Genomic DNA, 23,077 nt, shown 5'->3' on the forward strand with positions numbered 1-23,077 from the left:
CGGTGCGCGGACGGACGGTGCCCGGGTGGTCCGTGCGCGGACGGACGGTGCCCGGGCGGACGGTGCCCGGGCGGTCCGTGCCTGGGCGGACGGTGCCGCCCAGGGGTGTTCCGTCTGCGGTCAGGCGTCCGCGTCCGGTGGGAGACCGTCGTCGAGGGTGATGCGGATCGTGCCGCCGCGGGCGACGGCTCGGCCGAGACCTGCCGACAGGCGGTGGTACGCGGTCGTGGCCAGCGCCCACTCGGCGCCGACCTCGGCGGTGGTGCGGACGTTCCACAGCTCGATCAGGAGCGCGATGAGCGAGCGCCCCGACACGACGGTCCGCACCTGACCGCCGTGGATGGCCTCGACGGCGGGCGGGACGCGGAAGTGCCCGTGCCGGACCGCGAGGGTGATCAGCCACTCCCAGGTGTCGCGGTGCGCGATCAGCTCCGCCGAGGCCACTCCGGCGGCTTTCAGCAGCAGCACCCCGTGGGCGACCCGCGGGTCCTCGGGCGGGGCGGCGGACGGTTCCCGCGCGGTGTTCTCCTCGCCGCTCTCCTCGCCCCAACAAGCCGCCTCGATGGCGCTCTTGAGGTCGGCTCCGGACCGGGGACCGGGCTCCGTGTTCTCCATGTGCTCTTCCTGGTGCTCTTCCTGCGTGTCGGTGCCGGGGCGCTCCCCCCGCTCGTCGGTGCCGGGCTCGTCCGGCGCCGCCTCGTGCTCGGTGCCGCTCTCCTCGTCCGGCGCCGCGGCACGCAGCGTCTCCAGACGGTCGAGTAGATCCCGGATCTCGCGCCGGACCTCGCCGAGTTCGTCGGCGGTACGGTCCTGGAACCGGCGCGTGCCGAGGGTCTCCTCGCGTATCTCCGTCACGCCGTTGCGGACGGACTCCTGTATCTCCACCCGGCTGCGCGCGACCTCACCGCGCAGCGCGGCCAGCCCGATGCGGGGGTCCTCTATGCCTTCGAGCTTTTTACGCGTCGCCTCCAGCTCGTTCATCGCCTCGCCGAATGCCCGTCTCCACCGCACGTCGCTCCTTGATCACCGCGTACCGACAACTGCTGCAATCTCCCCACGCGACCGGCGGACGACGCGGCTGTTTCCAGCCCTTCGGCGGCCGGGAACGTACGGTGCCGGGACCCGGCGGCTCCCGGGTCGGACCAGGTCAGGGGCGTGCCGTCGTACGACGGTCCGGTTTCCGTAAGCCGATCGCGCACCGCGCTCCGCATGTCCTACGGCGATTTCCGGACCGCGTTTCCGAAAAGGGACGGCGGGAACTACGCGAAATGCCGCAGTCTTCCGCCGCCCTGTCACAGGTGATCCACAATGCGCCTGGCGCGGGGTCGTGAGGGCTACGGTGAAGGGCGCCGGAAGCCGTTCGCCGACCCCTGGGGAAATGATGCGTGCCCTGCGAATAATCGTCGTTCTCGTCGTGATTCTGGGCGGACTGTTCGTGATCGCGGACCGGGTGGCGGTGCACTTCGCCGAGGGCGAGGTCGCGGACCGGGTGAAGGCGCGGGAGAACCTGCCGTCCACGCCGGACGTCGACATCAAGGGCTTCCCCTTCCTGACCCAGGTGGCCGGGGGCACGCTGGACGAGGTGGACCTGGGCATCGCCTCCTACCCCGCGCCGACCGGCACCGACGGCGGCACGATCCGCGTCGACGACCTCAAGGCCGACCTCAGGGACGTGAAGTTCTCCGGCGACTACTCCTCCGCCACCGCAGCGAGCGGCACCGGCTCCGCGACCATCGCCTACGACCAGCTCATGAAGGCGGCCAAGACCGAGCCGACCGAGCTGGCGCCCGGCGTCACCGCCCAGATCACCGGTCTCGGCAACGGCGGCGACGGCAAGATCAAGGTCGCCGTGAAGGTCGGCATCCCCGCGCTCGGCATCAACCCGACCATCTCGGTGCTCAGCTCGGTCGACGTCAAGGGCGGCAAGGTCTCGCTGCACGCCGACGCGCTCCCGGCCATAGCGGGCGCCAACCTGGCCGACGGCACCCTGCGGAAGGTCACCGACTTCCAGCAGGCTCTCGACCAGTTGCCCGGCGGGATCGCCCTGGACCGGGTGCGGGCCACCCCGGACGGTCTCCGCATCACGGTGAAGGGCACCGACCTCAAGCTGGCCGGATAGCGGAACGGGGGGCTGGGTAGGAAGCCCCCGGCGGGACCGGCGCGCTGTCCGACTGGCGAGACGCCGCCGTCCGTACCGTAGATATGACGAACGTCGTCACGCGCGCGCCTGCCCGGAACCGGGCCACAGCGGGCGTCCGAGGGTTCGTGAAGCTTCCCCGCTTCCGACATGCGGACGATCGTGTCTCATCATCCGACACGGCGGTGACATGCCCGCCCGGACCTCCTTACGATCGACGGCATGAAGCGACAGGCGGATCTCACCAAGCGGCGGGCAGTTGACCTGTGCCGCGTTGCCGCCATGCTCTGTCGCCCCTTCTGAGCGGAAGTCCCCGCGCTTCCGCATCTCTCGGCCGCCCTGCTGGTAGGGCATCCGTGCGCCGTCGCACCCCCGTGCGCGCGCACCCTTCTCACCGCACGCCCACCGTGACTGCCCCGGAGGAGAAAGAGCATGAGCCGCAGCGACGTACTGGTCGACGCCGACTGGGTGCAGGAGCACCTGGACGACCCGTCCATCGCCATCGTCGAGGTGGACGAGGACACGTCCGCGTACGACAAGAACCACATCAAGAACGCGATCCGCATCGACTGGACCAAGGATCTCCAGGACCCGGTCCGCCGCGACTTCGTCGACCAGGAGGGCTTCGAGAAGCTCCTGTCGGAGAAGGGCATCGGCAACGACACGACGGTGATCCTCTACGGCGGCAACAACAACTGGTTCGCCTCGTACGCCTACTGGTACTTCAAGCTCTACGGCCACGACAACGTCAAGCTCCTCGACGGCGGCCGCAAGAAGTGGGAGCTGGACGCCCGCGAGCTGGTCGCCGGTGACGAGGTGCCCGAGCGCGCCAAGACGGAGTACAAGGCCAAGCCGCAGAACGGCGCGATCCGCGCCTTCCGCGACGACGTCGTGGCGGCCATCGGCTCCCAGAACCTCGTCGACGTGCGCTCGCCCGACGAGTTCTCCGGCAAGCTGCTCGCCCCGGCCCACCTGCCGCAGGAGCAGTCGCAGCGCCCGGGTCACGTGCCCAGCGCCCGCAACATCCCGTGGTCCAAGAACGCCAACGACGACGGCACCTTCAAGTCCGACGAGGAGCTGAAGGAGCTGTACGCGGCGGAGGACGTGGACCTCGCCAAGGACACCATCGCCTACTGCCGCATCGGCGAGCGCTCGGCGCTCACCTGGTTCGTGCTGCACGAGCTGCTCGGCGTGACGAACGTCAAGAACTACGACGGCTCCTGGACCGAGTACGGCTCGCTGGTCGGCGTGCCGATCGAGCTGGGCGCGAACAAGTAGGTCCCCCCGGGGACACCGACAGACCAAGTCCGACCCGACCGGCCTTCCGGTCAGACCCCTTACGGAGAAAGACATGTGCGGAGCGAAGGCCGGCGGCCCGGACGCCTCGACGATCAAGCCCGGTGAGACCACGATCCAGGGGCAGGTGACGCGGGACGGCGAGCCGGTGACGGGCTACGTCCGCCTGCTGGACTCGACGGGCGAGTTCACCGCGGAGGTCCCCACCTCCGCCACGGGGCAGTTCCGCTTCTACGCGGCGGAGGGCACCTGGACCGTCCGCGCCCTGGTCCCCGGCGGCACCGCCGACCGCACGGTCGTCGCCCAGCCGGGCGGGCTCGCGGAGGTCGCGATCGCGGTCTGAGCGGCACCTGACGGCTTCGAGGGCCGCGCCTCCCGGGTGTGACACCCGGGGCGCGGCCCTTCGGGCGTTCCGGTCCTACTCTGGACTCATGTACGCACGGCGGCGGCGCTGGTACTTCGTGATGATGGGGGTCTGCGTCGTCATCTTCGTCCTCGCCTGGGCGGTCGTCCGCATCTGGTCCGTCCCGGCGGCCGTCGGCATGTGCCTGTTCGCCATGGTGATCCCGCCGGTGGCGGCGATGGTCGCCAACCGGCGCGGTCCCGAGGACCGGTGGTGGGACGCGCCCTCCGGCGACCCCCAGTCCGACGAGTGGTGGGACGAACTGGACGGCAAGAAGAAGGGACCGAAGCCCTAAGGGGTGTCCTGCGGGTTCTGGCCGTGGGTCGCGTCGATGACGCAGAAGCGGTTGCCCTCCGGGTCCGCGAGCACCACGAAGTCGGGGTCCTCGGGGTAGAGGTCCCAGTCGACGCGCTCGGCGCCGAGGGAGACCAACCGGTCCACCTCCGCCCGCTGTTCGGCGGCGTCGGCGGCGTAGAGGTCGAGGTGGACCCTCGGACGGTCCTGCACGGGCGTGGTGCTGAGCCCGAGCGCGATGCCCGGACCCGAGCCGCCGCCCGCCGGGACCAGCACCGTCCAGTCCCCGGACACCTCACCGTCGCGCGGGACGTACCCCAGCGCGCCGCCCCAGAACTCCGCGGCGCGCCGTACGTCGGCGGCTCCCAGCACGATCGTCCCCAGCCTCAGCATGGGGCGATTCTGGCAGGGGAGTGATCAGTAGACGAGGGCCTGCGTGTCCTCCGCCATGATCTCCTGCACGAAGACCTGCGCGCCCGCGATGCGCACGCCCTCCAGCACGTCCTTCTCCGTGATGTCCCGGCGCGCGGCGCACTGCGTGCACAGCGTGACGCGCCCCGCCGCGAGCACCCCGCCCAGCAGCTCCTCCAGCGGGGCGGCGTGCGGCAGCTCGAACTCGGCGGCGCGCCCCGGCAGCGCGAACCACGCCGACTCCCCGGTGAGCCACACCGACACCTCGACCCCGCTGGCCACGGCCACCGCCGCCACGGTGAATGCCTGGGAGCAGCGTTCGGGGGCGTCGGCCCCCGCGGTCACCTTGATCACGAGCTTCTTCGCCATGCCCGAATCGTAATCCGGTTGCCCACAACTCCATGGACATGCCATGAGTCTCCTGTGAGGCGCGGGGACGGAACCCGTGCTTCCCGTTCTGGGAGGGGACGTTGGACGTATCCGAAAGACCGGTCGGTGGATCCGAGGGGACCGGGGAGCCTCGCCCTCGGCGCCGTACCGCCCGGCTGCTGACCTGCGCCGTCGCGCTCGGGGTGATCGCCGGGACCTGTGCGGGCTACCTCGTGCAGTCCGCCCGCGAGCCGGGCGCGCTGCCGCCGCTGTCGCAGCCGACACTTGCGCAGGCGCGGGGCGCGGCGCCCGAGCCGTTGGCCGCCGCGCGGGACCGCCAGGTCAGGATGGACGGCGATCTGCGCCGGATGCTGCTGCGCAAGCCCGCGGGCGCCCGCGACAGCGCGGACGCGACGGGCGAGGACGGCTGGCTGAGCCTGCCCGCCTACGCCGCGAGTTTCACCAAGCCGAAGGTCGCCTTCGACCTGCTGGTCCGGGCGCAGTTCCGCCGCGCCGCCACCACCGGCTGGCGGCAGGGGCAGCGCTCGACGGAGATCCGCCTGGTCCAGTACCGCCAGGAGGAGGACACCAGCGCCGCCGCCGCATCCGAAGAGGGCCAGTACTGGGCCGAGAAGAAGCCCGGCACCCGCAGTTGGCCCGTCCCCGGCACGGGCGACGGTCTCTCCTACGTCCACGACCGCCCCACCACCCAGTACGGCGTCACGGTCTACGAGGCGGAGGTTCAAGCCTGGCGCGGCGACGTCGCCATGGCGATCTGGATCTACGACACGAAGCCGATCCCCGCGACCACCGTCCGGGACCTGGCCAAGCGGCAGATGGAGCGGCTGTGAACGAGGAGAATCAGACGGCGCCGGTCCCGGAGCCCGTGGACCCGGAGCCCGTGGACCCGGAGCCCGTGGACCCGGAGGGCGTCGAGGCGAGCCCGGGGGCACCGGCGGGGGACACCCCCGTCCCCGCCCCGGAGGGGTCCCGCCCCCGTCGCCGCGCCCGTGTTCTCGGTGCCGCCGCCCTCGCGCTCGTCACCCTCGCCGGGGTGACCGTCACCGCCGTTGTCGTCGGCGGGGCGGACCGCGAGGCGGGGAAGCCCGTGTGGAAGCTGCCCAGGGCGGTGAAGGAGAAGGCGGCGCCGGAGCCGGGCGGGCTGCGCGGGATGCTGCTGCCGTACGGCGAGACGTACGGGCGCGGTCCGGACATGGACGAGTTCGGGTCGGACGTGGAGCTGTCGGGGCGGCAGGCCGAGGAGCTGCGGAAGCAGCCGTACCAGGATCTGCCCCGCTCGGAGCGGCGGCTGATCGAGAAGCAGTACGAGAAGGACCCGCTCAAGGGGATGGCGATGCGCACTTATGTGGGCGGCGCGGACCCGGAAGGCGGCGACTCCGTCTTCACCGTGCAGGTCGTGCTCACCCAGCGGGCGCACCCCGGTTCCTCCCGCTCGGTCGCCGCGCTGCGCGAGGGGCTGAAGTTCCTCCGGAAGGGTCCCGGGCTCAAGGGGCACGAGCGCGACGCCGCCTGCTTCCTGCCGCCTGCCGGGCTCCACGAGGACATCGACTCGATGCTGTGCTTCGGCCACATCGGTGACGTGGACGTCGCCGCGTGGGCGCACGGCGCCGCCCCGCTCGACCGCAAGGCGGCCGCGGAGATGATCCGCGCCCAGTTCGACCGCATCAAGGACCCGGGTGAGGCCGTATGACCGACCAGCAGACCCTGCCGGCCACCGACGAGCAGCCCGAGCGGCAGCCGGTGCCTTTCCCTGCCGAGACCGTCACCCCCCGTCCCCGCCTGCGCGCGGCCCTCCGCTGGGTCGCCGCCGTCGCCGTGTTCGCGATTACCGGGACCGGGACCGCGTACGGGATCACCCTCATGGACCGCACCGACGTACCCGGACTCGCCACCCGCTCCGACGGCCGCTGGGACTACCCGGAGCTGGTGAAGCCCCCGCTGCCGTCGGGCAGCCCGGGTCCGGTGGCCGCCGCGAACAAGGCGGGCGCGCACTACGCCGACCTGCGCGCCCTGGTGCTGCCCGCCCCGCGCGGCGCCACCCCCGACCCGGCGCTCAAGGGCGAGGACGGCTGGGTGACGACGAAGGACTTCCTGGCGCCGTACACCGAGGCGAGCCGCCCCGCACTGCGCCAGAAGCTCGTCGACTACGGTCTGCGGCACGTCGCGGCGCGCGGCTGGACCACCCCGGACGGCACCCGCACCCGGGTCTACCTGCTCCAGTTCGACACGGCCGCCGTCGCCGAGGGCCTGCTGAACAAGGACCTCGTCAGCTACTCGGGTCCCCGGTTCCCGCTCACCGGCGCCGCCTCCTTCAACCAGGAGGACGACTTCGTGGGACCCACGGTCAAGGGCGTCACGCCGGTCTACTTCACCGAGGTCAAGCCGTATGGCAAGGAGCAGCTCAGGATGGCGTACCTCGGCGCGGGGGACACCATCGCGATGATCACGCAGTCCCGTAAGGGCGTCGCCCGAGCCGTGCCGTTCTGGCAGACCCTGACGCTCCAGAGCGAGCTGCTCGGCTGAGACCCGACCTCGCCAGGAGAGCCGGGGCCCGGCCGCGTAAGCTGGCCCCGGCTCTGTCGTACGCCTACTTCCGCTTCAAGGAGCACATTCCGTGGAGATCTTCTTCGAACTGCTGCTGGTCCTGGTCTGCGTCGGTGTTCTCGCCTTCGCCGGGCTGACCGTGAAGAAGCTGTACCAGGGCCAGCGCTGACCCACCGCAAGGAATCGACCAGGAACGGCCGCTCATGATCGAGATCCCGTCTGACCTGCACAAGGACCTCGTCCCCCTCGCCTTTCTGCTGGGCAACTGGGTGGGGGCCGGCGTCCACGACTTCCCCGGTTCGGAGAAGTGCAACTTCGGCCAGGAGGTGAGCTTCACCCACGACGGCCGGGACTTCCTGGAGTACCAGTCGCGCACCTGGGTCCTCGACAAGGAGGGCAACAAGGTCCGCCCGCTGGAGTCCGAGTCCGGTTTCTGGCGCATCGACTCCGACCGCAAGGTCACCGTCACGATGACCCGTGACGACGGTGTGGTCGAGATCTGGTACGGCGAGATGGCCGACAAGAAGCCCCAGATCGAGCTGGCCACCGACGCCGTCGCCCGTACCCCCGAGGCGCCGCCGTACTCGGGCGGCAAGCGGCTGTACGGCTACGTCAAGAGCGACCTCATGTGGGTCGGCGAGAAGCAGACCCCCGAGGTCGAGCTGCGCCCCTACATGTCCGCCCAGCTCAAGAAGGCCGTCACCCCGGAAGAGGTCGAGCGCTGGGCGAAGGCCCTGCCCGACGACATGCCGGACGACGGCATCGCGTTCTTCAAGTAGGTCATCGCGGATTTCATAGAGGTCCCTGTGGCGTTGCGGCGCCCCGTTCACACCGGGGCGCCCGGGCCCGCAGGCCCTAGACTTCCAGTTGTGGTGAGCACCGACTGGAAGAGCGACCTCAGGCAGCGCGGCTACCGGCTGACGCCGCAACGGCAACTCGTGCTCGAAGCCGTGGACACCCTGGAGCACGCGACCCCGGACGACATCCTCGTCGAGGTCCGCAAGACCGCCTCCGGGGTCAACATCTCCACCGTGTACCGCACCCTGGAGCTGCTGGAGGAGCTGGGGCTGGTCAGCCATGCGCACCTCGGGCACGGGGCGCCCACGTACCACCTCGCCGACCGCCATCACCATCTCCATCTGGTGTGCCGGGACTGCGAGAACGTGATCGAGGCGGACGTGGACGTCGCCGCGGACTTCACCGCCAAGCTGCGGCAGCAGTTCGGGTTCGACACCGACATGAAGCACTTCGCGATCTTCGGCCGGTGCCGGGACTGTGTCCGGAAGACTCCGACCACCGCGTCGTAGGCTGGCCCGTATGAAGAGCCCCCTGCTGTCCCTGCCCGGCGCCGTTCCCGCCGAGGGCGTGGACGAAGGCGTCGCCGCCCACTACGGCGACCTGTTCCGTGAGCAGCGCGCCCTCGCCGACGGCACCGGTTTCGTCGACCTCTCCCACCGGGGCGTCGTCACCGTGACCGGCGAGGACCGGCTGAGCTGGCTGCATCTGCTGCTCACCCAGCACGTCAGCGACCTCCCCGTCGGTGAGGCGACCGAGGCGCTGATCCTCTCCGCCAACGGGCACATCGAGCACGCGCTGTACCTGGTGGACGACGGCACGACCGTCTGGGCGCACGTCGAGCCGGGCACTCAGGAGGCGCTGATCGCCTACCTGGAGTCGATGAAGTTCTTCTACCGCGTCGAGGTCGCCGACCGCACCGCCGACCACGCGGTGGTCCACCTCCCCGCCGGTTCCATCACCGAGGTCCCCGAGGACGCGGTCGTCCGCGAGACCCCCTACGGCCGCGACCTCTTCCTCCCGCGCGCCGACCTGGAGGACTTCGCCGCCCGCTCGGGACCCGCCGCCGGTCTCCTCGCCCACGAGGCGCTCCGCGTCGAACAGCACCGCCCCCGCCTCGGCTTCGAGACCGACCACCGCACGATCCCGCACGAGCTGGGCTGGATCGGCACCGCCGTCCACCTCCAGAAGGGCTGCTACCGCGGTCAGGAAACCGTCGCCCGAGTCCAGAACCTCGGCAAGCCCCCCCGCCGCCTCGTCTTCCTCCACCTCGACGGCAGCGACGTCCACCTCCCGCCCCCCGGCACGGAACTCCGCCTGGCATCGGAGGGCCCCGACGGCCGCAAACTCGGCACGGTGACCACCTCCGTACGCCACCACGAACTCGGCCCGGTCGCTTTGGCGTTGGTAAAGCGCAACACCCCGGTGGACGCGCCGCTCCTGGCCGGAGACACAGCAGCCTCCCAGGAAACGATCGTCGAACCGTAAGGGCTTAACTGCGGGCAGTCGTGCCGCCGCATCCCCCCCGGTAGCTGCGGGCAGTCGTGCCGCCGTTATCCCACCTCACCCCCCTAGCTGCGGGCAGTCGTGCCGCTAGGGGCGGCACGGGTGGGCTGGGGGTACCCCCTGCTCGAAGAGCTTGGGGGAGGCACCCCGCAAGCGCGGGTAAGCGAAGTCCCCCCCCCCGCCCGCAGCCCAGGTGCACCTAGATCTCGAGCAGCACCGTAAACGGCCCGTCATTTGTCAAAGACACCCGCATCTGCGCCCCGAACCGCCCCGTGGCAACGGTGGCGCCCAGGGCGCGGAGCTGGGAAACGACCTCGTCGACCAGCGGCTCGGCAACCGCCCCCGGCGCCGCGGCGTTCCACGTAGGCCGCCGCCCCTTCCGCGCATCCCCGTACAACGTGAACTGACTGATCACCAGCAACGGCGCGTCCACATCACTGCACGACTTCTCGTCGGCCAGCATCCGCACGGACCACAGCTTCCGCGCCAACTGCGCCGCCTTCTCCTTGGTGTCCTCGTGGGTCACCCCCACGAGGACACACAACCCCTCCCCGTCGAGAGACCCCACCGTCTCGCCGTCCACGACGACACTCGCCCCGTCCACCCGCTGCACCACAGCTCGCATGACCCCCATCATGCCCGGTGGGGAGAAATGCGCCGCCCGGGTGCCCCGGACCCGTCATTACCGCCCATCCAGGGCCGTTCGGGGGCAGTCGGTCACATAGCGGCCACGCGGGGTGGCACGATGCTTCCCACACGCCGGTCGAGGGGACGGTCACCACCACATGAGCACACCGAGCACCAGCGGCAGGCTGGAGACGCGCCGCCCGCCCGCGCAGCGCGCGGACAGTCCGCCCGGCCCGTCGCTGCCCGTGGAGCCGCCGGAGCACGACCTGACCCGGCTCAGCCTGCCGGAGCTGCGCGCCCTGTGGCGCGACGCCCAGCGCGACGAGGCGGACCTGAGTTACGTACGCCGCCTGCTGCAGGGCCGTATCGACATCCTGCGCGCGGAGTCCGCCCGGCGCGGCGGGTCGTCCGTGCCCGCGCCGCCGGACGCCTCCGTGGTCGAGCGGCTCTCGGAGATCCTGACCGACGCCCCGGCAAGGCACCGCTCCTCCGCCCGCCACGTCACGCTCGGCACCCCGCACAACGAGGAGTACGGGAAGCTGGCCGCCGAGATGCTGGGGGAGGTCGAGCTGTCCGACCTCACCGCCCGCACGGACGCCGAACTCGACGCCGCCATGGCCCGGTTGACCGGGTACGAGCAGGAGATCTCGCGCCGCCGCCAGCACCTCCAGCGCACCGCCGACGGCTGCAGCGGCGAGATCGCCCGCCGCTACCGGGTGGGCGAGGCGCAGGTGGACGACCTGCTGACCTGAGCCGGGCGGACGGGGGCGTGGCGGCGGGCGGAAATGCGGGCGACATGTCACCGCTTCCGCACCTACCGTGACCCACATGATCGAGATCCGACCCGTCGAAGAGGACGAGTTCGAGGAATGGCAGCGCGCCATGCACACCGGCTTCCTGCTGGGGCCGGCCCCGACTGCTGATCAACTGGAGGCGAACAGACGGCATTTCGGGAACAGCCGCTCGCTCGGCGCCTTCGACGGCGGTCGCTGTGTGGGCACCTTCCGCTCCTTCGCGCAGGAGGTCACGGCGGTCGGCGGCGCGCCGGTCCGGTCGAACGCCGTCACCAACGTCACCGTCAGCCCCACCCACCGCCGCCGTGGTCTGCTCACCGAGATGATGCGCCGCGACCTCGCGGCGGCCGAGGAGCGCGGTGACGCCCTCGCGACCCTGATCGCCGCCGAGTACCCGATCTACGGCCGCTACGGCTTCGGACCCGCGACCCACGCCACCGCCTGGAGCGTGGACGTCACCCGCTCCGGGCTCGACGCGCGCCCGCCGGTCCCGGCCGACGGCGCCCGGATCGACCTGGTGGACGGCGCCGAGGTGCGCAAACTGGGTCCCGCCTTCTACGAGAAGCTGCGCCCCGCCCTGCCCGGCTTCCTGGACCGGAGCGAGGTGTGGTGGGAGTCCCGCACCGGCGTCCTCCGCTTCGGCGGCGACTGGACCGAGCCGTACCACGCGGTGCTGCGCTCCGCCTCCGGCGAGGTCGAGGGACTGGTGACGTACCGCTGCGAGGTCGACTCGAGTCTCGGTGAGCAGCCCCGGTACGCCGTGGTCGTGGACGGGCTGCTCGGTGCCACCCCGGCGGCGGAGGCGGACCTGTGGCGGTTCCTGTGCTCGATCGACTGGGTGACCAGGGTGAAGTCCGGTCGCCGCTCCCCGGACGACCTGCTGCCCCATCTGCTGCCCGACCCGCGCGCGGCGCGGATCGAGCGGCACTCCGACTGGCTGTGGGTGCGGATCCTGGACGTCGCGGCGGCCCTGGAGGCGCGGACGTACGAGCGGACCGGTGCGCTCGTCCTCGACGTGCTGGACGAGGGCGGTCCGGCCGGCGGACGCTACCGCCTTGAGGTGTCCCCCGAGGGCGCCTCCTGCACCCCGGCGCCCGGTGCGAGCGCCGATCTCACGCTGCCCGTCGCGGAGTTGGCGACCGTGTGGCTCGGCGACGGCTCGCTGACGCGGCTCGCCGGGCTCGGACGGATCCGGGAAGAGCGAACGGGCGCCGCCCGGGAGGCCGACGCCCTGTTCCGTACGTCCGGGCGGCAGTGGTGCCCCGACGTGTTCTGAACGGTCCCTTCTCGCGCTGACGTTGACTGGAGATCCGTAGCGAACGAACGGTGCGCGTGGGCGCGGCCGGGACCTGATCCCGACCCGCCACGCGCTCTTCGGTTGTGGCTGTGCGCTGTCATGTTCGGTTGTGGCTGTGCCGATTCAGTTGTGGCTGTGCGCTCCGGTGGCCGTCCCCTGTCCGGACTCCCGGCTCCCCTCCGGAAGGGAGCCCGGCGGCCAACCACTGGAAACCTGGGCCATGTTGGCCGAGTTGGCTACCAACTCCCTCTTCTTATAGCCGCCTGGAAGCGGCTCATAACCACCTTTCGGTGAACTGCCGCAAGATGGCGGGAAGTTGTACCGTTTTCTCGTGGACCCGGAACACACCTCGACCACTGGCCGGAAGAGGTCACGGCGGTCACAGCACGACGTGGCCACCGGGCCCGGCGCCCCCGCGCCTCCCCAGCCCACCATGGCGGCCCTCGTGCCGCGCGTCGCGGCAGCCTTCGCCGCCCCGCACGTCGAGATCGACGCGCTCTGTCTCACCTCCGTCTCCCTCACCCTGGCCGTCGGCGAGCCGCTGCGGCAGATCCACGCCGGGCGGCTCGAACCGGCCAAGATCGACGTCCGCGTGCTGCTGCCCTCCCGGAACATCGACCTCGCCTTCCCCGCCCCCGCCGACGACCGCGCCGCAGGTCACGACGCCCCGGTGCTGCGCCGCCGCTGGCTGGCGCTGCGCAACGCCCAGGCGCAGGTGCTGCGCGAGAACCTGCTGGCCCTGCGCACCACGCACGGTGTCGACGTCCAAGTCCGCTTCCGCGCCCTGCCGTTCACCCCGCCCCTCCAGCTCTATCTGCTCGGCCGCTCCGAGGCGCTCTTCGCGTACTACACGCTCGCCAAGCTGGAGCGCGAGGTCGCACATGAGCATCTGGTGGTGTACGACGCGGAGGGCACCCGCGCGATGCTGTTCGCCTTCGAACGGGGGGCGGCGCCGCGCGACACCGCGTTCGTGGACCAGTCCCGCAAGTGGTTCGAGGCGCTGTGGGGGACGATCAGCTCGGAGCTGGTGCTGACGTCGTAGGACCGCGTCCGCTCGCCCGTTGCTCCGAGTTGGCTGCCAACTCCTCTGGCCATGGCTCCCACTTGGTTCCTTCTCGGAACAACTCCCGGAAGATGACGGTAAGTTGTACCGTTTGGTCGTGACCCAGGAGAACGTGGCCGTGAACGGCGGGCGGCGTACCGCGCAGGAGATCGCCGACACCCTCCGGGAACGCATACGCAGCGGCGACCTCAGAGCGGGCCAACGCCTGCCCACTCAAGCCGAGTTGGCCGAGGAGTTCGGCGTGGAGCGCGGAGCCGTGCGCCAGGCGCTGCGCGTGCTGCACGGCGCCGGTCTGCTCAGCGGGGTCAGCAAGGGCAGCCCGCCGAGGATCGCGGAACCCGCCCCCGCCCTGGACGAGCCGCAGCCCACGATGGTGGGACTCGCCCCCCGCCTGGCCGAGGCGTTCACCGCGCCGCACGTCCGCGTGGACGCGGTGTGCCTGACCGCGCAGAGCCTGACCCCCGCCCTCGGTGAGCCGCTGCGGCTGATCCACGAGGGCAGGGTCCGCCCCGAGCGCATCGACGTCCGCGTGCTGCTGCCCTCCCGGGACATCGACCTCGCCTTCCCGGTCTCGGCCGCCCCCCGCGCACCGGACCAGGACCCCGCGCGCCACCGCGACGACGACCCGGTGCACCGGCGCTGGCTGGCCATGCGCAACGCCCAGGGGCAGGTCCTCCAGTACAACCTGGAGGCTCTGCGTTCCACCCACGGCGTCGAGGTGAACGTGACCTTCCGCGCCCTGCCGTTCACCCCGCCCGCCAAGCTCTACCTGCTCAACGGCACCGAGGCGCTGTACGCGTACTACATGGTCACGCGCCGCGAGGAGCCCACCGACAGCGGCACCCTGGAGATGTACGACACGCTCGGCTCCGAGTCCCTGCTGTTCTCCTTCGACCAGCGGGCGGGCCGACGGGACGCCGCGTTCGTGGAGCAGTCGCAGAACTGGTTCGACGCCCTCTGGGAAACCATCGCATCGGACCTGACACTCTCCTGGTGACTTCTGAGACGACGACGCAGACTGAACCGGTGGCGACCGAATCGGCTGAGAAACCGACCGCGTACGAGATCGAGAAGCTACGGGAACTGATCGGCACCCGGATCGTGCTCTGGGACTTCGACGGACCGATCTGCCGGCTGTTCGCCGGGCACACGGCGGAGAGCGTGGCCGTCGGGCTGGTGGACTGGCTGGCGGAGCGCGGGCTGACCGGGCTGCTCACCCCCGCCGAGCGGGGCACCCTGGACCCCCAGGTGGTGCTGCGCGCGGTGGACCGCGCCCATCCCGGCAGCGAGCTGGTGGCGGAGCTGGAGCGACTCCTGACCGAGGAGGAGCTGCGCGCCGCCGCCTCCGCGATGCCCACCGCCTACGCCGACCCGCTGATCCGCACCTGGACGGCGGTGGGCTCCCGCCTCGCCATCACCACCAACAACTCCCCGCTCGTGGTCCACGCCTATCTGGCGGGACGCGGTCTGACCGGCTGTTTCGGCCCGCACGTCTACGGCCGCACCCCCGACCCGCACCGCCTCAAGCCCGACCCCGACTGCCTCAACCGCGCCCTGGACGCCCTGGGCGCGGAACCCTCCGCCGCCCTGATGATCGGTGACTCCCCGGCCGACGTCGTCGCCGCCCGCGCGGCGGGCGTCCGCTTCGTCGGCTACGCCCGCGACGAGCGCCGCGCGGGGCTCCTGGGCGACTCCGGCGCGCGCACGGTCCTGCCCTCCCTGGAGCCCCTCCTCGTGGCGCTGCGCAGCTAGCGGACGCTCCGGTTCCGGGTGCTGCGGTCGCGTCGCTGGTACGTGTGTACGTCCGCTCGCCGCTCAGGGCGATCGGGTACGGAGCGGCGCGGCCGTAACGACCGCCACCCGGCCGGAAAACCGGTACCTTGCTGCCACTTCGCGCCCCCCGGGCAGGGCGCGCACGGCGAGAGATACGGGCGCATGTCCCACGGAACGACTTCCCCCGCTCGGCAGCGCGCTGCCGAGATGAGCGGCGACGACAGCGTGATCGAAGGTCCGCTGCACGGCTATCACCACGAGACGTATGTGTTCCCCCTGCCGGGCGAGGCGGGCGGGGAGAGGGCGGGGCGGTGGAAGTGCCGCGAGCCGAGGGAGGGGCTGCTCTGGTTCGACCGGCGCTGCTTCGCCTCCGAGGAGCGGCTGCTGGCGGCGCTCGGCGGCAGGGTGCGGGGCGTACCGGAGATCGTGGAGGTCGGCGGGCTGCGGCTGATGCGGTTCGTGGAGGGCCGTACGCTCGGCGCGCTGCACCCCTCCGGTACCCAGGTCCCGGAGCTGCTCGCCCACCAGGTCGTCCGGCTCTTCGGCAGGCTGGCCCGGGTCGATCCCTGGACTCTCGCGGTCGAGCGGCGCTGCCAGGAGCAGGACCGTCCGGCGGACGGCGACACCGACGGCTTCCTGGAACGGCTCGTCCATTTCACCGAGCACCAGGTGTACCGCGCCAACCTCGACCGGTTCGGGGAGCTGTTCGCGGAGCTGGGGCTGGAGGAGGAGTCCTTCACCCACCTCCGCAAGCAGGTCTCGGGGCTGGCCCGCCGTCCCTTCCGGCTCCTCCACGCGGACCTGCACCGGGAGAACCTGATCGTCGACCCGGGCGGCGTCCTCTGGGTCATCGACTGGGAGCTGGCGATGGTCGGCGACCCCCTCTACGACCTCGCGACCCACCTCCACCTGATGCGCTACCCGGACCCGCAGGCGCGGGACATGGCCGAGCGGTGGAGCGCGGTCGCCGAAGCCGTACGACCCGGAGCCACCCGCGGCTGGCGGCACGACCTGGAGCGGCTGCTCGCCTACAAGCGCGCGCAGTCCGTCTTCACCGACGTGATCCGTACGGCACTGTCCCTGCCGCCCGCCCCCACCCCGGTGACCGAGGCGGCGCGCAAGCTCGTCGCCGTCCTGGCGGAAGCCGCGGGTCCGCTGAGCCTCACCCCGCCGGACGCCCCGTCCGTCGCGGACGCGCTGCGGCGGTGGCGGCGGGGATAGGACATCCTGCCGGACATGCTGCTCTTCCTCGACGTCGACGGCGCCCTCATCCCCTACGGGGCGCCGGACAGCGCCTACCCGGTGTACGAGCGGGGCGTGGCCGGACCGTCCGAGGGGCATCCGCTGCTCTGGCGGGTCGACCCCGCCCTGGGCGCGCGGCTGACCGCGCTGGGCTGCGAACTGGTGTGGGCGTCCACCTGGATGGACGAGGCCAACGAGATCATCGCCCCTTGGCTCGGACTGCCCCCGCTGCCGGTCGTCGAGTGGCCGGACGAGGACGAGCCGCCGGGACTGCTCCACTGGAAGACACAGCCCCTGGTGGCGTGGGCGGCGGGACGCCCGTTCGTCTGGATCGACGACGAGCTGACGGAAGCCGACCGCGCGTGGGTCGCCGTGCATCACCGGGGACCGGCGCTGCTGCACCGGGTGAACCATGTGTACGGACTGACGGAGGCGGACTTCGGGGCGGTGCGGGGGTGGCTGGGGGAGCAGGGAATCTCCGCTTAGGCAGCCCGGGGATCACGCTGCCGGGCGGTCCTCCGGGAAGCGGCGGCGCTCCATGGCGGGCGGGGCGTAGTCCAGGTCGTGCCGCCCGACGTCCGTACCGGGCGACACGATCGCGTCGATCGGTTCCAGGGTCTCGTCCGTGAGGATCGCCTTGTCGCCAGCGAGCCGGAAGCTGGAAGCCCTCACTCTCCGGCTCCGCCCGGGGCACCGGGCGACCGGGGCTGAGTCCCCCCGGAGACTTCCCGGACCGTCCTGCCGCTCTCGTCGCACAGTTCGAGCTGGAAGCTCACCCCGACGCGGGTGAGCAGCGCCGCGAGGGCGTCGAGTCCGTCCGGGTCGACGACACCGTTCAGCAGGGTCTCCCTCCTGCCGACGGGATCGAGCTCCACCTCGCACCAGTCCGTCCCGACCTCGTACCCCTCCCACGACGACGACCGGGACCTCCACCCCGCCCCGACGAACCGCGCGGCCACGGACGAGGTGTCGCGCCCCCGCAGAATGCCGGACAGGTTGTTGTCGGCGTCCTGGAGGCGGGGCGCCAACTCCGATCCGTCGTGGGAGATGTCCATGACCGGATCATGGATCTCGGCAGGGGCGGACCGCCATCCCCGTCGGCGACACACTTCTGCTAGCGGATGCTTGCAATAGTTAGCAAGGGTGAGGCATGGTGGAGGCATGGCATCGCTCAACGTCGGCAATCTCGGTGAGTATCTGCGCGAGCAGCGGCGCAACGCTCAGCTCTCGCTGCGGCAGCTCGCCGATGCCGCCGGGGTGTCCAATCCGTACCTGAGCCAGATCGAGCGCGGGCTGCGCAAGCCGAGCGCGGAGGTGTTGCAGCAGGTCGCCAAGGCGCTGCGCATCTCCGCCGAGACGCTGTACGTCCGCGCCGGAATCCTCGACGCCGAACGGGACCGGGACGAGGTCGAGACGCGCGCCGTCCTCCTCGCCGACCCCTCGCTGAACGAGCGGCAGAAGCAGGTGCTGCTCCAGATCTACGAGTCCTTCCGCAAGGAGAACGGATTCGGGACCGGCGGTTCGGAGCAGGAGGCGACGGAGGAGGAACGGCCCGGCAGCGCCGAGGACGACACGGGCGACACCACCGCACGCGGCACCCGCACGGCCGGCGGCAGCGATGCCGGTCCGCGGCGGACGGCCGGACAGTAGCCGGACCAGGGCTCCGGTCGCCGCACGCGGACCAGCACAACCTCAGCCGAACGCGAATCGAATCCGGGAGGACCCTCACCATGGCCATCACCGACGACCTGCGCAAGACCTTCAGCGACCCGACCCCGCTCTACTTCGCCGCCGGAACCGCCGATCTCGCTCTCCAGCAGGCCAAGAAGGTGCCCGCGCTGGTCGAGCAGCTCCGCACCGAGGCTCCGGCCCGGATCGACAAGGTGCGCGCCACCGACCCCAAGGAGGTCCAGGCCAAGGCCACCGCCCGCGCCAAGGAGGCGCAGGAGGGCCTGCAGTCCCGGCTCAACCAGCTCCTCGGCACCCTCGACGTGGACATCAAGAAGCTCGGCGAGTCCGCCCAGGACTTCGCCCTGCGCGGTGTCGGCGTCGCCGCCGAGTACGCCGTCAAGGCCCGCGAGACCTACGAGAAGGTCGCCGAGCACGGCGAGCAGGCCGTGAAGACCTGGCGCGGTGACGCGGCCGAGGAGATCGAGGACCTCGCCATCGCCGTCGAGGGCGCGCCCGACCCGGCCCCCGCCCCCGCCGCGACCCCGCTCACGGCGCAGCCCACGCCGGTCACCACGCCCGAGTCGGCCGCCGCCGCGAAGAAGCCGGTCGCCCCGAAGAAGTCCCCGTCGGCCGCCCGCAAGACGCCGCCGACCGCGAAGAAGACCACGCCGCCCGCCAAGTGACACCGGCGGACACCACCGGAAACGGGCCGGGCACCATCGGGGTGCCCGGCCCGTTCTCTGGGTACGGTGGCTTTACTGACGACTCGAACCGGGTGGTGGCACTGTGCTGATGACGGCGTTCGGTGACGTGATGTGGCTGCTCTACACCGCCATGCTCGTCCTGGCCGTGGTGGCCTTCGCCATGGCGCTGCTGTTCCGCGAGGACGCCTACCGCGCGGCCGACAAGCAGAACAAGGGCTTCTGGCTGATCATCCTCGGCGTCGCCGTCGCGGTGAACCTGCTCGTGCCGATGCTGTTCCTCCAGCTCGCGGGCCTGGTCGCCACGATCGTCTTCTTCGTGGACGTCCGCCCCGCCCTCACCCGCGTCTCCGGCGGGCGCCTCTGGAACCGCACCCGCCGCTGAGCCCTGCGGGGCTTCAGCGGGGCACGGGGTGCGGGTCCGCCGAGACCTGCCCGGCGCCGGACCAGCCCCCCCGACCACGGGCCCCGCCCCGCCGCGGAGCGCCCCACCGCACCCGTTCCCGCGCACCGCCCCAAGGGGCTCGCACCTGATGCGCCCGTCCCGACGCGCCTGCTGCCGCACCGTCGTCCCGACGTGCCTGCTGTCGCACCGTCGTCCCGACGTGCCTGCTGTCGCACCGCCCTCCCGAGGCGCCCGCTGCCGCACCGTCGTCCCGAGGCGCCTGCTGTCGCACCGTCGTCCCGAGGCGCCTGCTGCCGCATCGCCGTCCCGAGACGACCGCCGCCGCACCGCGGTTCCGTGGCGCCCGCTCCCCGGTCGGTGACCCCTGAGGGGCGCTGCGGCTCTGCCCTTACGACAGACCCGCTGCCCGGGCCACGGCGCCGAGGCGAGCGCCACCGTGTCGCCGCTCCGACGGTCCGGTTCTCGGTCCGCCGTCTCAAGGAGCCGTGGGCCGATCAGGCGCCTCAAGGGGGCGCCACCGGTCCGCCACTCCAAGAGGCCGTTCCTGGTCAGCCATCTCAAGGGACCGCCACCAGTCTGCCGCTCCAGGGGGTTTCCCGGTGAGCCGTCTCAAGGGGCCGTGGGCCGATCGGCGCCTCAAGGGCCGCCACCGGTCAGCCGCCCCAGGAGCCTTCCCGGTCGGCCACCCCCCGAGCCCCTCCCGGGCAGCCGCCACAAGGGACCAGCCCCATTCCGCCGCCCCCAGGGGACCGCTACCGCTGGCGTTCCAGCAGCACGACCGCCACGTCGTCCGTGAGGTCGCCGCCGTTGAGGTCGCGGGCTTCGTTGACCGCCGCGCGCAGGAGTTCCTCGCCGCGCAGACCCTCGGAGAGCTGGCGGTGGATCATGGCGGTCATGCCGTCCTGGCCGAGGCGGTCGCCCTCGGTGCCGACATGGCCCTCGATCAGTCCGTCGGTGTAGAGCATCAGACTCCACTCGGCACCCAGCTCGACCTGCATGCGCGGCCAGCGGGCGCCGGGCAGCAGCCCGAGCGCGGGACCGTTGTTCTCGTACGGCAGCAGGCGCGGCACCGGCGTGCCCGCGCCGGGGCGTACCAGCAGCGGGGACGGGTGACCCGCCAGGCACAGTCCGGCGCGGCGGCCGTCCGGGGAGATGTCCACCGTGCACAGGGTCGCGAAGATCTCCTCGTGGGCGCGCTCGTGGACCAGTACCTCCTGGAGGGTGTCCAGGAGCTGGTCCCCGCACAGCCCGGCCAGGGTCAGCGCCCGCCAGGCGATGCGCAGCTCCACGCCGAGTGCCGCCTCGTCCGGGCCGTGGCCGCAGACGTCGCCGATCATGGCGTGCACGGTGCCGTCGGGGGTGCGTACGGCGTCGTAGAAGTCGCCGCCGAGCAGTGCGCGGGAGCGGCCGGGGCGGTAGCGCGCGGCGAAGCGCAGCCCGGAGCCCTCAAGGAGCGGGGTCGGCAGCAGACCGCGCTCCAGGCGCCGGTTCTCCTGCGCGCGCAGCTTGCCCTCGGCCAGGCGCCGCTCGGCGGTGTCGGAGCGCTTGCGCTCGACGGCGTAGCGGATGGCGCGGTTGAGCAGCCTGCTGTCCAGCTCGTCGCGGAACAGATAGTCCTGGGCGCCCACGCGCACGGCTTCGGCGCCGCGCTCGGCGTCGCCGGAGGCGGTCAGCGCGATCACCGCCTGCCGGGGGGCCAGCTCAAGCACCTGGCGCAGTACGGCCAGCTCGTCGGGGTCCTCGGGGCGCCCGGAGGCGGGCAGCGCGAGGTCCAGCAGGATGCAGTGGACGTCGTCGGTCAGCAGCCGCCCCGCCTCGGTGAGGTTGCGGGCGGTGCGGACGCGGATGGGCTTGCCGGAGGCGTCCAGCAGCTCGGGCACGATCGGCCCGGCCGGGTCGTCCTCGATCAGCAGCAGGGTGAGCGGTCCGGCGGTGGCGCCGTGGGGCGTGGTGTCGCGGCCGGCCTCCTGTTCGAGGGGGCCGCCGAACACGGTGGCGGCCCGCGCCTGACCACTTTCCACGGCCGGGATCGCCCTCTGCCGCGGTATGGGTACGGGCATCTTCCTGGGTTCCTTCGCTCCCCCCGAGGGTGGTGGTGTCGAGGGGTCTCGATCCACCGTCGGGTGACCATAGCGGTTGCGGCGGTTCCGGCGGAATGGTGTGAGCCGCGTCGCTCGCGTGCGGGTGCCCGCCATGTGCCGTGCGGCGCAAGGGGGTTCGGGGTGCGCCGGACCGCGCCGGGATGACGAAGCTCACTCGGCGGACGGGGGTCCGGGTGGAGTCGGTCACACGGGTACGGGGGCGCGGGGGGTGGTGCGGGGCACGCGGGTACGGGGGCGTCCGGGGTCGCGCGGGTCCCGCCGGACGGCGTACGGCTTCGCCGGGGGCGGCGGTCAGCCGTTCGGTCGTACGACGCCCAGGATCGGCATCGTCCCGGCGCCGGTCACCGTCACCGTGCGTCCGGGGCGCGGCGCGTGGATGATCTTGCCGTCGCCCGCGTACATCGCGACGTGCGTGGCGTCGTCGAAGTAGATGATCAGGTCCCCGGGGCGCATGTCCTTCACCGCCACATGGGGAAGCTGCCGCCACTGCTCCTGCGAGGTGCGCGGGATCGGGTGGCCCGCCGCCGCCCACGCCTGCGAGGTGAGCCCGGAGCAGTCGAAGGAGTCGGGACCCTCGGCACCCCACACGTACGGCTTGCCGAGCTGGGCGGTGGCGAACGCGACCGCCTTCTTCCCCTCGGCGGAGGTCTTGTCGCTGATGCCGTCGAGGACGCCGGTGTCCACCCAGGCGGTCTGCGCCGCGTGCGCGGCTTGCCGTTCCAGTTGGGCCAGCCGCTCCTTCTCCTTCTTCTCCAGCCCGGATTCGACGAGTTCGGCGTCCGCGATCCGCTTCTTGATCTTCTTCTTCGCGGCTGCCTTGTCCTCGCGGTCGGCTTCCAGCTTCTTCATCCGGGCGGCGGCGTCGTCCGAGTCGGCCTGCAACTCCTTCTGGGTGCGGGCCATTTCGGTGAGCAGCTTCCTGGTCGCCCGCTCGCCGTTGAGGATCGTCGCCGCCGAGTCCGCGAACTGCTGCGGGTCGTCGCTGAGCAGGAACCGCGCGGTGGGCGGCAGTCCGCCGTTGCGGTACTGGGCGCGGGCTGCGGCGCCCGCCTGGTCCTTGAGCCGCTTCAGCTTCTTCTCGCCCTCCGCGATCCGCTCGTTGAGGTCGTCGACCCGCGCGGACTGCTTCTCCGCCTTCTCCTCCGCCGCGTTGTAGGCGTCGGTGGCGACGGCGGCGTCGTGGTACAGCCGGTCGAGTTGCTTGCGGATCTTCTCCAGGTCCTTGTCGGGGGCGGGCGTCGGCGCCGCGCCCGGCGCGGGGCTCCCCGGGAGCGTGGGCGAGGGCGAGCCGGACGCGGTCGGCGGCGCGGAGGGGTCGGGCGGCACCGAAGCGAACGCCGTACCGGCGCCTGCCAGTACGGTCACCGCGCAGACCACGGTCACGGCGGCGGCGAGCAGTCCGCGCTTGCCCGAACCCATACGTCCCCCCAAACTGATTTACCGTCAGTAACCTGTGCTGCCCGAGGGATCGTGCCACGAATGGGCCCGAAGTGACAGAGGTCGTACGAAGTCGTACTCCCTGTTGCCTCTTTCGGACCGCTACGACACTCGCCCCTCCCGCACTTCCCCCCGAAGGGAGCGGTTACGACGATCTTCCGCGGGTGTGACGTACAGCGCACGGAGAT

General features: G+C 71.8%; 28 protein-coding genes and 1 pseudogene. 21 read left to right on the forward strand and 8 right to left on the reverse strand.

The window, feature by feature from the left end; all coding sequences use genetic code 11:
• Positions 1–120: 120 nt before the first annotated feature.
• Positions 121–1,011 carry a hypothetical protein gene (locus IF655_RS21800; protein ID WP_307815002.1) on the reverse strand — a complete coding sequence of 297 codons (891 nt, stop codon included), beginning with the start codon at positions 1,009–1,011 and terminating at the stop codon, positions 121–123.
• 370 nt (positions 1,012–1,381) lie between these two features.
• Here IF655_RS21800 and IF655_RS21805 point away from each other — a divergent pair, with 370 nt between their 5' ends.
• The 5 genes from IF655_RS21805 (at position 1,382) to IF655_RS21820 (ending at position 4,131) form a co-directional block, all read left to right on the forward strand.
• Positions 1,382–2,119 (forward strand): DUF2993 domain-containing protein, encoded by a 738-nt coding sequence (locus tag IF655_RS21805; protein ID WP_199586833.1) that lies wholly within the window; start codon positions 1,382–1,384, stop codon positions 2,117–2,119.
• A gap of 240 nt (positions 2,120–2,359) precedes the next feature.
• On the forward strand, positions 2,360–2,440 hold the full coding sequence (locus IF655_RS31815; RefSeq protein ID WP_350751515.1) for an Ms5788A family Cys-rich leader peptide: 81 nt from the start codon (positions 2,360–2,362) through the stop codon (positions 2,438–2,440).
• A 129-nt stretch (positions 2,441–2,569) separates the two neighbouring features.
• Positions 2,570–3,415 (forward strand): sulfurtransferase, encoded by an 846-nt coding sequence (locus tag IF655_RS21810; protein ID WP_199586696.1) that lies wholly within the window; start codon positions 2,570–2,572, stop codon positions 3,413–3,415.
• Between the two features lie 73 nt (positions 3,416–3,488).
• Complete coding sequence (locus IF655_RS21815; RefSeq protein WP_031183962.1) at positions 3,489–3,776, forward strand: DUF1416 domain-containing protein; 288 nt, start codon at positions 3,489–3,491, stop codon at positions 3,774–3,776.
• An 88-nt stretch (positions 3,777–3,864) separates the two neighbouring features.
• Complete coding sequence (locus IF655_RS21820) at positions 3,865–4,131, forward strand: DUF3099 domain-containing protein (RefSeq protein ID WP_199586697.1); 267 nt, start codon at positions 3,865–3,867, stop codon at positions 4,129–4,131.
• Here the strand turns inward: IF655_RS21820 and IF655_RS21825 are convergent.
• Positions 4,128–4,523, reverse strand: a complete 396-nt coding sequence (locus IF655_RS21825) for a VOC family protein (RefSeq protein WP_199586698.1) — start codon at positions 4,521–4,523, stop codon at positions 4,128–4,130. The genes IF655_RS21820 and IF655_RS21825 overlap by 4 nt on opposite strands.
• A 24-nt stretch (positions 4,524–4,547) precedes the next feature.
• Positions 4,548–4,910, reverse strand: a complete 363-nt coding sequence (locus IF655_RS21830; protein ID WP_199586699.1) for a DsrE family protein — start codon at positions 4,908–4,910, stop codon at positions 4,548–4,550.
• 101 nt (positions 4,911–5,011) lie between these two features.
• On the opposite strand from IF655_RS21830, the gene IF655_RS21835 reads away from it, so the two are divergent.
• The 6 genes from IF655_RS21835 (at position 5,012) to IF655_RS21860 (ending at position 9,758) form a co-directional block, all read left to right on the forward strand.
• Complete coding sequence (locus tag IF655_RS21835; protein WP_199586700.1) at positions 5,012–5,761, forward strand: hypothetical protein; 750 nt, start codon at positions 5,012–5,014, stop codon at positions 5,759–5,761.
• Positions 5,758–6,621 (forward strand): hypothetical protein, encoded by an 864-nt coding sequence (locus IF655_RS21840; RefSeq protein ID WP_199586701.1) that lies wholly within the window; start codon positions 5,758–5,760, stop codon positions 6,619–6,621. The genes IF655_RS21835 and IF655_RS21840 overlap by 4 nt, the downstream gene beginning before the upstream one ends.
• The gene (locus IF655_RS21845; protein WP_199586702.1) at positions 6,618–7,454 is read left to right on the forward strand and encodes a hypothetical protein; all 837 of its coding nucleotides are present in this window, start codon (positions 6,618–6,620) and stop codon (positions 7,452–7,454) included. Before IF655_RS21840 ends, IF655_RS21845 begins: the two co-directional genes overlap by 4 nt.
• A gap of 224 nt (positions 7,455–7,678) precedes the next feature.
• On the forward strand, positions 7,679–8,254 hold the full coding sequence (locus IF655_RS21850; RefSeq protein WP_199586703.1) for an FABP family protein: 576 nt from the start codon (positions 7,679–7,681) through the stop codon (positions 8,252–8,254).
• Between the two features lie 90 nt (positions 8,255–8,344).
• Positions 8,345–8,782 (forward strand): Fur family transcriptional regulator, encoded by a 438-nt coding sequence (locus tag IF655_RS21855; RefSeq protein WP_199586704.1) that lies wholly within the window; start codon positions 8,345–8,347, stop codon positions 8,780–8,782.
• A gap of 10 nt (positions 8,783–8,792) precedes the next feature.
• Positions 8,793–9,758, forward strand: a complete 966-nt coding sequence (locus IF655_RS21860) for a folate-binding protein YgfZ (protein WP_199586705.1) — start codon at positions 8,793–8,795, stop codon at positions 9,756–9,758.
• 217 nt (positions 9,759–9,975) lie between these two features.
• Here the strand turns inward: IF655_RS21860 and dtd are convergent, their stop codons facing one another.
• On the reverse strand, positions 9,976–10,401 hold the full coding sequence (gene dtd, locus IF655_RS21865) for a D-aminoacyl-tRNA deacylase (protein ID WP_199586706.1): 426 nt from the start codon (positions 10,399–10,401) through the stop codon (positions 9,976–9,978).
• Positions 10,402–10,561: 160 nt separating this feature from the next.
• Here dtd and IF655_RS21870 point away from each other — a divergent pair, with 160 nt between their 5' ends.
• The 7 genes and pseudogenes from IF655_RS21870 to IF655_RS21900 all read left to right on the forward strand — a co-directional run bounded on the left by IF655_RS21870 (position 10,562) and on the right by IF655_RS21900 (position 17,058).
• Positions 10,562–11,155 carry an aerial mycelium formation protein gene (locus tag IF655_RS21870; protein WP_199586707.1) on the forward strand — a complete coding sequence of 198 codons (594 nt, stop codon included), beginning with the start codon at positions 10,562–10,564 and terminating at the stop codon, positions 11,153–11,155.
• Between the two features lie 76 nt (positions 11,156–11,231).
• Positions 11,232–12,473, forward strand: coding sequence for a GNAT family N-acetyltransferase (locus IF655_RS21875; RefSeq protein ID WP_199586708.1), 1,242 nt, complete (start codon positions 11,232–11,234; stop codon positions 12,471–12,473).
• 421 nt (positions 12,474–12,894) lie between these two features.
• Positions 12,895–13,536 (forward strand): annotated as a pseudogene (locus tag IF655_RS21880) (hypothetical protein); the annotation flags it as partial.
• Positions 13,537–13,648: 112 nt separating this feature from the next.
• On the forward strand, positions 13,649–14,554 hold the full coding sequence (locus IF655_RS21885; RefSeq protein ID WP_199586710.1) for a FadR/GntR family transcriptional regulator: 906 nt from the start codon (positions 13,649–13,651) through the stop codon (positions 14,552–14,554).
• A gap of 29 nt (positions 14,555–14,583) precedes the next feature.
• Positions 14,584–15,309, forward strand: coding sequence for an HAD-IA family hydrolase (locus IF655_RS21890; protein WP_307815005.1), 726 nt, complete (start codon positions 14,584–14,586; stop codon positions 15,307–15,309).
• A 228-nt stretch (positions 15,310–15,537) separates the two neighbouring features.
• Positions 15,538–16,551, forward strand: a complete 1,014-nt coding sequence (locus IF655_RS21895; RefSeq protein WP_199586711.1) for a phosphotransferase family protein — start codon at positions 15,538–15,540, stop codon at positions 16,549–16,551.
• A 15-nt stretch (positions 16,552–16,566) separates the two neighbouring features.
• Positions 16,567–17,058 (forward strand): HAD domain-containing protein, encoded by a 492-nt coding sequence (locus IF655_RS21900; protein WP_199586712.1) that lies wholly within the window; start codon positions 16,567–16,569, stop codon positions 17,056–17,058.
• A gap of 12 nt (positions 17,059–17,070) precedes the next feature.
• Here the strand turns inward: IF655_RS21900 and IF655_RS21905 are convergent, their stop codons facing one another.
• Positions 17,071–17,244 (reverse strand): hypothetical protein, encoded by a 174-nt coding sequence (locus IF655_RS21905; protein ID WP_199586713.1) that lies wholly within the window; start codon positions 17,242–17,244, stop codon positions 17,071–17,073.
• Entirely contained in the window at positions 17,241–17,627 is a 387-nt protein-coding gene (locus tag IF655_RS21910; RefSeq protein ID WP_199586714.1) for a hypothetical protein, read from the reverse strand. The genes IF655_RS21905 and IF655_RS21910 overlap by 4 nt, the downstream gene beginning before the upstream one ends.
• Before the next feature lie 106 nt (positions 17,628–17,733).
• On the opposite strand from IF655_RS21910, the gene IF655_RS21915 reads away from it, so the two are divergent.
• The 3 genes from IF655_RS21915 (at position 17,734) to IF655_RS21925 (ending at position 19,329) form a co-directional block, all read left to right on the forward strand.
• Positions 17,734–18,222, forward strand: coding sequence for a helix-turn-helix domain-containing protein (locus IF655_RS21915; protein ID WP_199586715.1), 489 nt, complete (start codon positions 17,734–17,736; stop codon positions 18,220–18,222).
• An 80-nt stretch (positions 18,223–18,302) separates the two neighbouring features.
• Positions 18,303–18,926 carry a hypothetical protein gene (locus IF655_RS21920; protein WP_199586716.1) on the forward strand — a complete coding sequence of 208 codons (624 nt, stop codon included), beginning with the start codon at positions 18,303–18,305 and terminating at the stop codon, positions 18,924–18,926.
• A gap of 109 nt (positions 18,927–19,035) precedes the next feature.
• Positions 19,036–19,329, forward strand: a complete 294-nt coding sequence (locus tag IF655_RS21925; protein WP_206776255.1) for a DUF2516 family protein — start codon at positions 19,036–19,038, stop codon at positions 19,327–19,329.
• A gap of 773 nt (positions 19,330–20,102) precedes the next feature.
• Here the strand turns inward: IF655_RS21925 and IF655_RS21930 are convergent.
• Both IF655_RS21930 and IF655_RS21935 read right to left on the reverse strand, forming a co-directional pair.
• Positions 20,103–21,410 (reverse strand): PP2C family protein-serine/threonine phosphatase, encoded by a 1,308-nt coding sequence (locus IF655_RS21930; protein WP_199586718.1) that lies wholly within the window; start codon positions 21,408–21,410, stop codon positions 20,103–20,105.
• A gap of 333 nt (positions 21,411–21,743) precedes the next feature.
• Positions 21,744–22,871 carry a C40 family peptidase gene (locus IF655_RS21935; protein ID WP_199586719.1) on the reverse strand — a complete coding sequence of 376 codons (1,128 nt, stop codon included), beginning with the start codon at positions 22,869–22,871 and terminating at the stop codon, positions 21,744–21,746.
• Between the last annotated feature and the right edge of the window lie 206 nt (positions 22,872–23,077).

Source organism: Streptomyces sp. DSM 110735 (genome assembly GCF_016482685.1).
Taxonomy (GTDB): Bacteria; Actinomycetota; Actinomycetes; order Streptomycetales; family Streptomycetaceae; genus Streptomyces.

What these genes read in the sequence shown, in the direction of transcription:
- IF655_RS21900 (WP_199586712.1), top strand. Translation starts at nt 16,567, where the DNA reads ATGCTGCTCTTCCTCGACGTCGACGGCGCCCTCATCCCCTACGGGGCG.
- IF655_RS31815 (WP_350751515.1), top strand. Translation starts at nt 2,360, where the DNA reads ATGAAGCGACAGGCGGATCTCACCAAGCGGCGGGCAGTTGACCTGTGC.
- IF655_RS21825 (WP_199586698.1), bottom strand. Translation starts at nt 4,523, where the DNA reads ATGCTGAGGCTGGGGACGATCGTGCTGGGAGCCGCCGACGTACGGCGC.
- IF655_RS21815 (WP_031183962.1), top strand. Translation starts at nt 3,489, where the DNA reads ATGTGCGGAGCGAAGGCCGGCGGCCCGGACGCCTCGACGATCAAGCCC.
- IF655_RS21860 (WP_199586705.1), top strand. Translation starts at nt 8,793, where the DNA reads ATGAAGAGCCCCCTGCTGTCCCTGCCCGGCGCCGTTCCCGCCGAGGGC.
- IF655_RS21935 (WP_199586719.1), bottom strand. Translation starts at nt 22,871, where the DNA reads ATGGGTTCGGGCAAGCGCGGACTGCTCGCCGCCGCCGTGACCGTGGTC.
- IF655_RS21875 (WP_199586708.1), top strand. Translation starts at nt 11,232, where the DNA reads ATGATCGAGATCCGACCCGTCGAAGAGGACGAGTTCGAGGAATGGCAG.
- IF655_RS21810 (WP_199586696.1), top strand. Translation starts at nt 2,570, where the DNA reads ATGAGCCGCAGCGACGTACTGGTCGACGCCGACTGGGTGCAGGAGCAC.
- IF655_RS21915 (WP_199586715.1), top strand. Translation starts at nt 17,734, where the DNA reads ATGGCATCGCTCAACGTCGGCAATCTCGGTGAGTATCTGCGCGAGCAG.
- IF655_RS21870 (WP_199586707.1), top strand. Translation starts at nt 10,562, where the DNA reads ATGAGCACACCGAGCACCAGCGGCAGGCTGGAGACGCGCCGCCCGCCC.
- IF655_RS21925 (WP_206776255.1), top strand. Translation starts at nt 19,036, where the DNA reads ATGACGGCGTTCGGTGACGTGATGTGGCTGCTCTACACCGCCATGCTC.
- IF655_RS21845 (WP_199586702.1), top strand. Translation starts at nt 6,618, where the DNA reads ATGACCGACCAGCAGACCCTGCCGGCCACCGACGAGCAGCCCGAGCGG.
- IF655_RS21910 (WP_199586714.1), bottom strand. Translation starts at nt 17,627, where the DNA reads ATGGACATCTCCCACGACGGATCGGAGTTGGCGCCCCGCCTCCAGGAC.
- dtd (WP_199586706.1), bottom strand. Translation starts at nt 10,401, where the DNA reads ATGCGAGCTGTGGTGCAGCGGGTGGACGGGGCGAGTGTCGTCGTGGAC.
- IF655_RS21850 (WP_199586703.1), top strand. Translation starts at nt 7,679, where the DNA reads ATGATCGAGATCCCGTCTGACCTGCACAAGGACCTCGTCCCCCTCGCC.
- IF655_RS21805 (WP_199586833.1), top strand. Translation starts at nt 1,382, where the DNA reads ATGCGTGCCCTGCGAATAATCGTCGTTCTCGTCGTGATTCTGGGCGGA.
- IF655_RS21820 (WP_199586697.1), top strand. Translation starts at nt 3,865, where the DNA reads ATGTACGCACGGCGGCGGCGCTGGTACTTCGTGATGATGGGGGTCTGC.
- IF655_RS21830 (WP_199586699.1), bottom strand. Translation starts at nt 4,910, where the DNA reads ATGGCGAAGAAGCTCGTGATCAAGGTGACCGCGGGGGCCGACGCCCCC.
- IF655_RS21930 (WP_199586718.1), bottom strand. Translation starts at nt 21,410, where the DNA reads ATGCCCGTACCCATACCGCGGCAGAGGGCGATCCCGGCCGTGGAAAGT.
- IF655_RS21920 (WP_199586716.1), top strand. Translation starts at nt 18,303, where the DNA reads ATGGCCATCACCGACGACCTGCGCAAGACCTTCAGCGACCCGACCCCG.
- IF655_RS21895 (WP_199586711.1), top strand. Translation starts at nt 15,538, where the DNA reads ATGAGCGGCGACGACAGCGTGATCGAAGGTCCGCTGCACGGCTATCAC.